General features: G+C 61.2%; 12 protein-coding genes. 1 reads left to right on the top strand and 11 read right to left on the bottom strand.

Annotated elements, in window-relative coordinates; all coding sequences use genetic code 11:
• Nucleotides 1-4: 4 nt before the first annotated feature.
• From folK to add, 3 genes are all read right to left on the bottom strand, one after another.
• Nucleotides 5-475 carry a 2-amino-4-hydroxy-6-hydroxymethyldihydropteridine diphosphokinase gene (gene folK / locus VGU25_14635; protein ID HEV2578438.1) on the bottom strand — a complete coding sequence of 157 codons (471 nt, stop codon included), beginning with the start codon at nt 473-475 and terminating at the stop codon, nt 5-7.
• 16 nt (nt 476-491) lie between these two features.
• A complete protein-coding gene (lpxC, locus tag VGU25_14630; GenBank protein HEV2578437.1) occupies nt 492-1406 on the bottom strand; it encodes a UDP-3-O-acyl-N-acetylglucosamine deacetylase in 915 nt (304 codons plus the stop codon).
• 144 nt (nt 1407-1550) lie between these two features.
• Nucleotides 1551-2585, bottom strand: a complete 1035-nt coding sequence (gene add / locus VGU25_14625) for an adenosine deaminase (protein HEV2578436.1) — start codon at nt 2583-2585, stop codon at nt 1551-1553.
• Nucleotides 2586-2620: 35 nt separating this feature from the next.
• On the opposite strand from add, the gene VGU25_14620 reads away from it, so the two are divergent.
• Complete coding sequence (locus tag VGU25_14620) at nt 2621-3178, top strand: HPP family protein (GenBank protein ID HEV2578435.1); 558 nt, start codon at nt 2621-2623, stop codon at nt 3176-3178.
• Between the two features lie 2 nt (nt 3179-3180).
• Here VGU25_14620 and VGU25_14615 read toward each other — a convergent pair whose 3' ends face one another.
• The 8 genes from VGU25_14615 to VGU25_14580 form a co-directional block, all read right to left on the bottom strand.
• On the bottom strand, nt 3181-3876 hold the full coding sequence (locus VGU25_14615; protein ID HEV2578434.1) for a Bax inhibitor-1 family protein: 696 nt from the start codon (nt 3874-3876) through the stop codon (nt 3181-3183).
• A 57-nt stretch (nt 3877-3933) separates the two neighbouring features.
• Nucleotides 3934-4695 carry a DUF2071 domain-containing protein gene (locus VGU25_14610; protein ID HEV2578433.1) on the bottom strand — a complete coding sequence of 254 codons (762 nt, stop codon included), beginning with the start codon at nt 4693-4695 and terminating at the stop codon, nt 3934-3936.
• 3 nt (nt 4696-4698) lie between these two features.
• Nucleotides 4699-5271 carry an elongation factor P gene (gene efp / locus VGU25_14605; GenBank protein ID HEV2578432.1) on the bottom strand — a complete coding sequence of 191 codons (573 nt, stop codon included), beginning with the start codon at nt 5269-5271 and terminating at the stop codon, nt 4699-4701.
• A gap of 28 nt (nt 5272-5299) precedes the next feature.
• On the bottom strand, nt 5300-5782 hold the full coding sequence (locus VGU25_14600; GenBank protein HEV2578431.1) for a hypothetical protein: 483 nt from the start codon (nt 5780-5782) through the stop codon (nt 5300-5302).
• Between the two features lie 37 nt (nt 5783-5819).
• Nucleotides 5820-6350, bottom strand: a complete 531-nt coding sequence (locus VGU25_14595) for a protein-tyrosine phosphatase family protein (protein ID HEV2578430.1) — start codon at nt 6348-6350, stop codon at nt 5820-5822.
• Between the two features lie 98 nt (nt 6351-6448).
• Nucleotides 6449-8035, bottom strand: a complete 1587-nt coding sequence (locus tag VGU25_14590; protein HEV2578429.1) for an amino acid permease — start codon at nt 8033-8035, stop codon at nt 6449-6451.
• A gap of 200 nt (nt 8036-8235) precedes the next feature.
• Nucleotides 8236-8391: a hypothetical protein gene (locus VGU25_14585; protein HEV2578428.1), complete on the bottom strand. Its 156-nt coding sequence runs from the start codon at nt 8389-8391 to the stop codon at nt 8236-8238.
• 47 nt (nt 8392-8438) lie between these two features.
• Nucleotides 8439-11285: a UvrD-helicase domain-containing protein gene (locus tag VGU25_14580; protein ID HEV2578427.1), complete on the bottom strand. Its 2847-nt coding sequence runs from the start codon at nt 11283-11285 to the stop codon at nt 8439-8441.
• Nucleotides 11286-11399: the final 114 nt, after the last annotated feature.

The following is an 11399-nucleotide window of genomic DNA, read 5'->3' as shown; positions in this document are numbered from 1 at the left end:
GTTGCTACTCAGGCAGCGCGTGCAGCAGTTGCTGGATGCTTCGGTGCAGCGTGGGGTGCTGCCAATCGGGGGCAATCTCCGCGAGCGGAGCGAGAACGAAGCGGCGTTCGTGCAGCGATGGGTGCGGAAGCGTGAGCGCGGGATCGTCAAGCACAACGTTCGCGTAGAGCAACAGATCCAGATCGATGATGCGCGGGCCTTTGGGAACGGATGCGGCACGATCGCGGCCCATCGAGTGCTCAATTGCAAGCAGGCCGCGCAGCAGGGTGATGGGCAGCACATCGGTCTCGAGCAGTGCAGCCGCGTTCACGAAGCGGGGCTGGTCGGTGTAGCCGACGGGTTCGGTCTCGTGGAAGCGTGAAACTGCAGTCACATCACCGAGGTCGTCCAGGCGGCGGATTGCTTCGAGCAGGTTGCCGGCGGGCGGGCCGAATCGCGAGTTGAGGTTCGAGCCAAGAGCGATGGCGGCGAGCATGGGAGACGATTGTTCTCTACGCAGCCGAGGTCTGCAGTGCGCGATGGGTCAGCTCGGCTTCAGGGGCGAGCTGCGCACGATTGGCAAACTCCCAGGCGGAGCGATCGCGCAGCAGCCGTTGAACGAGCGCCGTATGCATGGCATGTCCGGCGCGTTCAGCGACAACGCGGCCCCAGATGCGGCGGCCGGCGAGGGCAAGATCGCCGATAAGATCCAGCACCTTGTGGCGAACGAACTCGTCATCAAAGCGCAATGGGCCGTTCTCCACGCCCTGACGTGTGAGGATGATGGCAGACTCAGCAGACGCTCCGCGGATCAGGCCCATGTCGCGCAGCATCGCTTCGTCTTCGCGGAAGCCGAAGGTTCGCGCGGGCGCGATGAGGCTTTCGTAGTCTCCGGATTCAAGGTCGACGCGCAGGCTCTCGCGGCCGATGGGCGTGGGGAAGTCGATGGTGTAGTCGATCTGATAGCCGTCGCCGGGATAAACGCCGATGAACTTCGAGCCCTCAATCACCTCGACCGGCTTGAGGATGCGGATGTACTCGCGCTTGCGGCGCTGGCGTTTGCGGCCGACGGAAGAGATCGCGTCGACGTAAGGCTTCGCGGAGCCGTCCAGAATCGGAACTTCGAGGTTGTCGATCTCGATGATCGCGTTGTCGACTCCGAGGCCGATGAGCGCCGACAGCAGGTGTTCGGTGGTGGAGATCAGGACGCCTTGCCGCATCAGCGAGGTCGCGTAGGACACCTTCGCGACGTTCCGGCCCGTGGCAGCAATTTCGAAGTTATCGAGGTCGGAGCGCCGGAAGACAACACCGGAACCGGCAGGAGCTGGAATAAGCCGGAGGGACACCTCAGCACCGGAGTGAAGGCCGACTCCGCTGAATGACAGCGGTGATTCGATGGTGTGCTCGAATTGGAGTTCTGGACTCAGAACGCGACTCAATGGACCGATTAGTGCCCAGAGTACACCGGCAAATGGCCTGACAGGTGTGTCTAATTTGCCACACCGTTGCTTTTTGTGATGCCTAAAAACTGGGTCGATCAGCCTGAAAGACGGGGTTGGAGCCGCTGCTGGTTACCAGCCGTACCGTTCCACTTCTCCCAGCAGAGCGAGTTTCCGGTCCGGTGGTAAGAAGCTGGCTTCAATGGAGTTAGCGGCCATTTCGCGCAAAGCATCGAGCGGGAACTCGAATTGTTCATGCGCCAGCATGTACTCCTCGAGCAGGTTGGAGCCGAAGAACGGCGGATCATCCGAGTTGAGCGTAACCATTAGGCCCTCTTCGAAATACCGGCGTACCGGGTGGGTTTCCAGCGACGCGCAGCAGCCGGTGCGGAGGTTGGAGGTGATGTTGAGCTCAAGGGGAATCTGGCGCTCGGCCAGCACCTCGATGAGGTCGGGGTCGTGCTGCGCCGACAGGGCATGGCCGATGCGCTCGGCTCCAATGTTCAGGGCCGCCCACACGCTTTGGGGGCCGACCGATTCGCCCGCATGACAGGTCAGGTGCAGGCCAGCCTTCCTGGCTTCCGCGTAGATCTCCCGGAAGTCGCGCGCGGGGCCGCGCTCCTCATCGCCACCGATGCCGATACCGACGACGCTCGGATATTTCTCGCGCAGTTCCGCGGCCTTGCGGAAGACGCGGGCACACTCCTCTACGCCGAAATGCCTCACCGCATCGATGATCCAGAGCAACGAGACGCCGAAATCGCGCTCCCCGCGAACGCGGCCGCGCTCGATCGCAGCCATTACCTCGTCGACATCCAGCCGGTCGAACCGGTAGAGAATGCCGACCGAGATGTATACCTCCGCGTGGCGGATCCCCTGCCCTGCAAGGTCGCGAAGCATCGCGTAGGTGATGGTTTCGTAGTCGGCGGGCGTGTGCAGGCGCTCGGTCACCGCCTTGAAGCTCATCAGGAAGCTGGGAAAGTCATGATAACGATAGACATCGTTCGCCTGGGCCGGCGTGAGCGGGGTGGCGTCGTTCGTTTGCGAGAGCTCGAGGAGGGTCGCCGGGGTGATGGAGCCTTCGAGATGCAGGTGCAGCTCGGCCTTGGGAAGCCCGCGCAGCCAGGATTTGGGGTCGGGCTGCGGAACGTGTTGAGTGCGGGCCATCTGATTAGTGTATCCGGCAAGCGCCGCATCGCCCGATGCACATCCGCATCCAAACGCAGCAGGTGCGCAGGATGGAGGCAGAACAGAAACGGGATCTAGTCGTAGCCCCTCTGGCAGAAGGAGCTCTGATCCTGATCGCCTCGCTCGCTGCCTGGCTGCTGAAACAGCCGCTGATCTTTACCAGCCTTGGCCCGACGGCTTATGAACTAATTGAGACGCCGCACCGCAGGAGCGCTCGCCCGTACAACGTGTTCGTCGGCCATCTGATAGGTGTCGCCGCCGGCTTCCTCGCCCTTACCATCACGAACGCCTGGCGAGTCCCCGCAGTCTCCACGCACAAGGTTCAGTTCCCGCGCATCGAAGCGGCGGTCTTATCGGCTGCCCTCACGGTATTTGGGACGCTTCTTGCGCGCGCCACTCAGCCGGCGGCGATCTCAACCACGCTGCTGATTTCGCTCGGCGAGATGGAGCAGTGGCGCGACATCCTGGTCATCATGGGTGCGGTTGTACTCATGCTGCTGGTCGGAGAGCCGCTTCGGCATTGGCGCCAGAAGCAGATTCCCGACGAAACGACAGCCCGGAAGAGCGGATAGCGCTATCGCCAGCCGCTGCTACGACGGTTGCCACTGCCGCTGCTGCTGCCGAAGATCTGGAGGAGCGCGATGAAGATGTTCAGCGCGTCGAGGTAGATGCTGAGCGCCATCTGCACCGGGCTAAGCCCCATGGCGCCATCGCGCAGCCGCATGAAGTCGATCAGCAGCAGAACGCTGAAGATGGCCAGCGTCGCCCAGGCGTAGAGTCCGGGGCTGACGAAGTGCACAAACATGCTCAGCACGCCGATAACAACCAGGCCGATCAGCGCCGCGAAAACGTAGTTGTAGACGCGCCGGTAGTCGAAACGAACGACCTGCGCGATTGCGCCCATGGCGAACATCCCGACCGCGGTCGTCAGGGCAGCTTCGAAGACAACACTCTCTCCGCCCGGAACATGCAGATAAGCCTTGATCAGCGGGCCGACCTCGACGCCCATCAGCAGCGTGAAGCCGTAGAACAGCACCAGTGCCAGCCCAGGAGACCGGCGAGTGGCGAAGTTGATGGCGAAAATGAGGCCGAAGGTGACGACGAACAGGCCCATGTAGCTGACGCCGCCCAGGAGCGCGGGTGCCATATACGCCCCCGCCGCGGTAAAGAGGAAGCCGGCCGTGGTGATCCACAGCACCTTGCTGAGGAGGCTGGCCGTGGAGCGGCTGTCGAGGATGCGTATGCCTTGTGTTGCGTCGATGGTTCTCATCTGATTTTTCCTACTTCTTAGTGTAATAGACGCAGATTTTGGCCGTTGGTCGCAGAATCAGGCGGGTATGCGGGCCTGGTCTGTCGCAAGACGAGAGCCAGATCGGACCGCTACCGCTGAACCTTCCGCCAGCAGGACGCTTGAGACCCCTTGGTCAGTGAGAAAGGCGAACTGAGGCCCGTAGAGCAGATTGAAGTCGACCGCAACCTCATAGCTCTGCACGCGATAGGTCTGCCACCGGGGGTGCTCGACCTGATACGCGGAGGTGCTGCCGTCACTGCGCCTGGTGTAGCCCCAGTAGTGCTCGGTGATGAACTCCTCTTCGCTGCCTGCTTCGATCGGCTGCGCCGGCAGATCGGCGGCCGCCGAAAGCATGTGCCATCGCCCGCCGAGCTTCCACTCGTACTTTGCGGTCAGGATTTTGTCCGAGGAGGACAGTTCGCTGCGCGTAGGAATCGCCAGGTACGGCTCTTCATAGAATTTTCTGGCGACCCAGGCGATCGCGCGCCGCGGAACAAACTCGCGAATGAATACGACACCGCGCTTCACACCGCCGTCCGACTCCTTCCGCCGAACATAAAACCGCAGGTTGATCTCTTCGAACCTCGTGTGCAGCGGAATCGGAAGACCTTTCACTCGAACCTTGTCGAAGAGAAAGCCGATGAGCGACACATAGCAGCGCGATGCCGCGCCGGGATCGGGCTGATAGAAATCGAGCTCGACGCCGCGCGGCATGTAGGGTTCGAGGAGCGCCGGCGCAACCTCATACTGCACCATGATCAACTTGCGCCACTCGGCCGTGAGGAATGTGGATGGCATGGGCTAAGCCCGGCCGGCGAAGTCTCGTGTCTCCGTCGAAACCCGCACTTTTTCTCCCTGCGTGAGAAAGAGTGGGACCTTGATCTCCAGGCCGGTTTCGAGGCGGGCGATCTTGGTGGCGCCGGAGGAGGTGTCGCCGCGGACGGCGGGCTCGGTGTACTCGATCGTGAGGTCCACGTGCGTGGGGAGGTCGAGGCCGATCGGATTGCCGTTGTACTTGTTGAGTTGGATGAGAAGGCCGTCGATGAGGAAGTCGGCGGCGTCGCCAACCTGCTGGGCCGAGAGCGTAAGCGTCTCGAAGGACTCCTGGTCGAGGAAGTGGAAGCCGTCCGCGTCGCGATAGAGAAAGGTCGCAGGCACGGTGACGAGGTCGGGCTCGCGAAACTTGTCGCCGGCTTTGAAGGTCTTGTCGAAGACGGCGTTGGTGAGTAGGTTGCGCATCTTCAGGCGCACGAGCGTCTGGCCGCCGCGCGCCGTCGGTGTCGAAACGTCAAAATCCAGGCAGGCGTACGGAATGTTTTCGTGCTCGAAGAGCATCTTGCGTTTTACGTTGATAGCTTCAATCAGTGCGGGCATTACCATCCATTATCGTCGAGCCACCGCTCTATTCCACAACTTCATCGGGCTTCAAGAGTTCTAGAACATCAACCTCGCCGTCCCCGCGAGCCATCACGAATGCTGCATTGCGCGGAATGATGTAGTGATTCTCGGTGAGCGGGATTCCATCAAATGCAGCTTCACCGTCCGAAGGCCGCTCAAAGCTTTGCGGCTCCGTCATCATGTGAACGACAGAGCCACCCTTCATAAATACGATGAAACGCTGCAGGTCTGGTCTCGTAGTTCCTTCACCAACGACGCTATCAACTTCCGCCTGGCTCGCATTCATGTCGAAGATGACGATTCGATCCCAATCGCCGGGGAAGACGTCCGCAAGCGTAAAGATGCACGGCTGTCTTCCGTGGCAGGAGCGCTCGCCTTTCCAGTGAATCGCGAAGCTGAAGCTGTGATCGAGTCGCCAGTAGAAGGCGCCCCCAACGATGCACACAAAAGCAATGAGCGATAGAACAACAACAACGAATCGTTTCATTCTTAGCGGGATGGCCGTTTTCGAAGTATAAGCGCCCTTAAATCGCCAGCCCGGCCACCCACTTCGCCTGCTCCGGCGTGTCAGGAACGCTCAGGCCGCGAGCCGCAGAGATCCGGTCGAACGCTTCCTTCGTGGAGAAGCCTTCGAGCCGCATCACCGTCGCCAGCAGAACAGATGACCGTCCGATGCAGGCCCTGCAGTGCACGCCGACGCTGAGGCCTTCACTGGCGCGCTTGTGAACGAACTGCGCGAAGGTGAGGAAGCCGAGCCGCGATGGAGGAACCTGCCGGTCCGGAAGCGGAAAGTTGACGAAAGAGATTCCTGCGGAAGAACACGCCGCCTTCTCTTGCTCAAGATCAAGTTCGCGGGTCTCTTCGGGTGCGAGCAGCGAGACAAGGATGTCGATGCCGTCGTTCTTGAGGACGCGGATATCCTGCTGCAGCCACTCTCCGCCGCGCGGCCGCGGCACAATCGCAAGCTTCAGACGTGAAGCACTCTCGATCCAGAACGGCATCTGTTCGGCCTGATATAACCCAATCGCGTTTGCCACATATAGATAGACGCACAAATCACGCCGTTAACCTCCGGTCATGTTCTGCAGAGACCGACGTTCGCTAACTCGCTGATTCCAGGGATCCGCAGGAAAACAGGCGTGATGGGGTGCTCTCACGCCTGGTAGAACTCGCTCCGCTTGCGGCTGTAGAGGAAGTACACGAAGAGCCCGATGATGAGCCAGACGAAGAATCGGACCCAGGTGATGGCGGGCAGGCCGGCCATCAAAAGCAGGCAGCAGAGGATGCTGAGGATGGGGAAGAGTGGGCCGCCTACGAGCCGGAATCCCCGACGGCGATCGGGCTGTTTGTGGCGAAGAACCATCACTCCGATGGAGACCAGGATGAAGGCGAATAGGGTTCCTATGTTGGTCATTTCGGCGAGAGAACCTACGTCGAAAAGGCCCGCGGGGATGGAGACCAGGATGCCCGCGACGATGGTGGAGAAAGCCGGGGTTCGGAATCGCGGGTGGATTTTGCTGAAGGCGTTCGGCAGCAGGCGGTCCCGGGACATGGCGAACCAGATGCGCGCCTGTCCGTACTGGCCAACGAGAATGGAGGAGATCATCCCCATAATGGCGCCGATGAGGACGAAGAGGCGGACCCAGTGGAGGCGGTGGCCGCCGGGCTCGAGCGAGAGGCGCTTGAGGGCGTTGACGATTGGAGCACCGTCGTTCGCGACCGACTGCCAGGGGACGATGCCGGTGAGGACGAGCGAAACTCCGAGATAGAGGATGGTGCAGGCGACGAGCGTGGCGATGATGCCGATGGGGACGTCGCGCTGCGGGTTGCGGCACTCTTCGCTGGCGGTGGAGACCGCGTCGAAGCCGATGTAGGTGAAGAAGATGATCGAGCCGCCGGCGAGGATTCCAGAGAAGCCATTCGGAGCGAAGGGATGGTAGTTGCCGGGATGGATAAAGCTGAGGCCGAAGAAGACGAAGGCGAGAATGGCGGCGATTTTGACGAGCACCATGAAGTTATTAACGCGGGTGGATTCGCGGATGCCGAGCACGAGGACCACCGTGAGGATGAAGACGACGAGGAACGCGGGGATGTCGAAGCCGGAGTGCCAGCCGGGCAGGAAGATGTCCTTGCCGCTGAGGTCCTGGAGGCCCTGCGGAAGGAACGCGGGCGACAGCCACTTGGGGTCGAGGTGAACGCCCAGCCAGTCGAGAAGATCGACGATGTGGGCGGCGAAGCCGACAGAGACACTCATGTTGGCGAAGGCATACTCGAGGATGAGGTCCCAGCCAATGACCCAGGCGATGAGCTCGCCCAGCGTGGCGTAGGTGTAGGTGTAGGCGGAGCCGGCGATGGGGATCATCGAGGCGAGTTCGGCGTAACACAGGCCGGTGAACGCGCACACGAAGACAACGAGGATGAGCGAAATGGCGAGCGCGGGACCGGCCCCGGGACGGCCTGCGACGGCTCCATGGTGGAGGATGAGATCGATGATCGGCGAGCCCTTCCAGTCGGCGAGCTTGGCCGGGTTACCCCCAATGGCCGTGCCGATGACGGTGAAGATGCCGGAGCCGATGACGATACCGATGCCAAGTGCGGTGAGCGAAACGGGGCCGAGAGTCTTTTTGAGCGAGTGCTCGGGCCGCTCGGAATCGGAGATCAGCTTGTCGATGGATTTGGTGGCGAAGATCTGCCGAGTCTCGGTTTGTTTCGTCGATCGAGTCTCAATCTGGGGAGGCAAGTTGGGCTGGTCGCTCCGGCGGAGTGCTCGCGATGAGTTGCGGCGAATTGCTCTTTAGTATCTCCCAGACTCAGCCTGGCAAACAGCAGAAGGCGGACCCCAAGCGGAGTCCGCCTTCTGCGATTCGCAGGCAGAAGCCTTCGCCAGCTTAATCAACGAGGGCTTTTGCGAGCTTAGTCGACGCGGCTTTTGCGGTCTTTCTATCGCTTCGACTGGCCGCGCGACAGCTTCTTGACCTTGGCCTTGTTGCTGCCACGGGTGGTGGTGCGCTTGGCTTTGGGAGCCGCCTTCTTGCGCGCCGTGCGCTTTACCTTCTTACGCTCTTCCTTATCGGTGATGCTCTTCGTATTTGCCATGTGTGTGTCTCTTTCAGAACTTGATTGTGGCGGCATGCGTGATGAGGTTACAAACGCTCGAGCTGGGCGAACTTCTCCACCAGCTTCTTGGTGCCGTACCCGCTAAATTGTACTGTAATCTTCGCGTCGTCACCCTCGCCCTCTCGCGCGGCGATGATGCCCTCGCCGTACTTCGGGTGCCGGACGCGCACGCCCTTGCCCAGGCCGGTGCGTCCTGTAGGCGCGGGTATGTCCATCTTCGGTCGCGCAGGATAGCGTTTTTCGCCAGGCTTGTAGCTGACGGTTCCCCCCTTGCCGAAGAACGCCGCCGTGTTGTCGAGCGGTCCAGAGCCGCTCAATCGCGAGCGATTCGCGCCGAAACGCTGCGCCGCATAGGTACGCGCCGAACCCGAGTCCTGGCTTTCATCCTCGTAGGAGTAGTGCCGCTCGCCACCCTCGTCGTTATCGCCGCCAAAGCGCCGGCGCTGCGGATACGGCGTCGCGTACGCGTTCCGGTAATCCAGCGCGCCACCGTAATTCGCGGCAGCCCCGAGGTCTTCGATCAGCTTGGAAGGAACCTCTTCGAGAAAGCGCGAGGGCGTGCTCGATTCCGGCATGTCATTGCCGTAACGGCGGCGGTAGCGCGCGCGTGTGAGGATCAGCGTGTCCATCGCGCGGGTCATGCCGACGTAGCAAAGCCGGCGTTCCTCCTCCATTTGCGGAGGATCCATCAGCGTGCGCGAGTGGGGGAACAGACCCTCTTCCATGCCGCACAGGAAGACGAGCGGGAACTCGAGGCCCTTCGCTGCATGCAGCGTCATGAGTGTGACGCGGGCCTCGGCTGAGTACTGGTCTGCATCGGAGACGAGTGCTGCGTGGTCGAGAAATTCGGCGAGGGTCTCGCCACGCGAGGTTGCATCCTGCGCGGCGTTGGCGAGTTCCTTCAGGTTTTCAATGCGCGAGAACGCTTCCGGCGTAGCCTCTTCTTCAAGAGCTCGGATGTAGCCGGAGCGATCGTTGAGGAACTTGATGAGCTCAGGCAGGGTCGCTGGATCGCCGGGCTTTCGGAAGGCCGGCTTGCCTGCTGCATCAAGGTCTTCATCGGCCGCCGCAGCGATGCGATCCAGTTTGGCGCGGTTCGCCTCGCGAATCTTATCCGATGCGGACTTCTTCAGAGGGATGGGAGCGAAGGGGTTGAAGCCGGCTTCGGCAGAGGCAGGCGCGGCGTTCTCGGGAGCGATCGTCGAGATTTCTTCGCTCGGGCCGAAGTCGAAGCCGAAATTGAAGCTCGTATCGAAATCGCTGTTTGCGTCGTTCGCGAGCGTCGGCGGAGGCACAGGCTCCTCGATGCCGAAGTCGAAGGAGGTGTCATCGGCGGAGAGCGCTGCGGGATCAAAGCTTTCGTCGGCGTTGTCAGGTTGCGCAATCGGCGCGGCGTCGGCTGCGAGAGCTGCCGCGAAATCGGGACCGAGCATGGCACGGGCATCTTCGATCAGCTTGCGAAAGCTGCCCAGTGCCGACAACGCGCGCGCCGGCAGAAGCTTCTCTTCGGTCGCGCGGCTGATCGCGTCCCAGGTGCTCATGCCAGTGGTGAGCGCGATGCGCTCCAGCGTGTCCATGGTCGTCTTGCCAATGCCGCGCGGCGGGGAGTTCACCACGCGCGATAACGCGATGGAGTCGTGCGGATTCTGCACCAGCTTCAGATAGCTGAGCATGTCCTTGACCTCGGCGCGATCGTAGAAGCTGAAGCCGCCGACCATGTGGTACTGAATCTGATAACGCCGCAGCGCCTCTTCGACGAGTCGTGACTGCGAGTTGGTCCGATAGAGCACCGCACACCGCGGCTGATCTTCTGTTTGGCCGGCCTCGCGCAGATAGCGCTGAATACGATCGGCGACGAACAGCGCCTCATTCTCTCCATCGGGCGCTTCGTAGTAACCAATCAGAGATCCGCCCTCGCGCGAGGTCCAGAGATTCTTGCCCTTGCGTTGCGTGTTCTGCGCGACAACCGCGCTCGCGCCCTCGAGAATTACCTGCGTCGAGCGGTAGTTCTGCTCAAGGCGAATCGTGCGCGCATTCGGAAAGTCCTTCTCGAACTCCAGGATGTTGCGAATGTCCGCGCCCCGCCAGGAGTAGATCGACTGGTCTTCATCGCCGACGACGCAGACGTTGCCGTGCTTGCCGAGCAGCTTCATCAGCTCATACTGCGGACGATTGGTGTCCTGGTATTCGTCGATCAGCAGGTATTTGTACTTGCGGTTGTAGCGCTCGCGCACTTCGCTGGAAGATTTCAACAGCCGTACGGTTTCGAGCAGCAGATCGTCGAAGTCCATCGCATTCGCTTTGAAGAGCTCGTCGCGATAGATCTTGAAGATGTGCGCGATCTTTTCCTCGAGCGGATTTGTGGAAGCGAGGAAGTACTCCTGCGGATCGATCATATGGTTTTTCGCCCAGGAGATCCGGCCAAGTGCGACGCGCGGCTTCAACTGCTTGTCATCGACGCCCAGCCGCTTCAGCGCCTGCTTGACGACGGCCTGCTGATCGGTCTCGTCGTAAATGGCGAAGCTCTTGGTGAGCCCCTTGCCGCCGACGCGCAGCGCCTCAATGTCTCGCCGCAGCACGCGGACGCAAAAGCTGTGAAAGGTCGCGAGCGTTGGCTTCGCCAGTGTCGAATGACCAAGGATCTTCTCGACGCGCTCCTCCATCTCCTTCGCGGCTTTGTTCGTGAAGGTGACGGCGAGAATGTTATCCGGTGAGACGCCGCGCTCCTGTATCAGGTAGGCGATGCGGTGCGTAATTACACGCGTTTTACCGGAGCCCGCGCCGGCGAGCAGAAGCACGGCGCCGTCGACGGAGATGATGCCTTCGCGCTGCTGCGGATTCATGTTGGCGAGAAGATCGGCCACACCTTTCATTTTAGTCTGTGACGAACACGCGGGCTCTTGTGACGAATAACGTGAAGAATTTGTGAACTTGAGGAACCATCTCGACTCACCTGCGTATAGAAGAGTGCGAGCCGGGCACTCTGT

It is taken from the genome of Acidobacteriaceae bacterium (genome assembly GCA_035944135.1).
Lineage (GTDB): Bacteria > Acidobacteriota > Terriglobia > Terriglobales > Acidobacteriaceae > Granulicella.
Note: the sequence above shows the minus strand (reverse complement) of the source record. Positions and strands in the feature narration are given on the sequence as shown.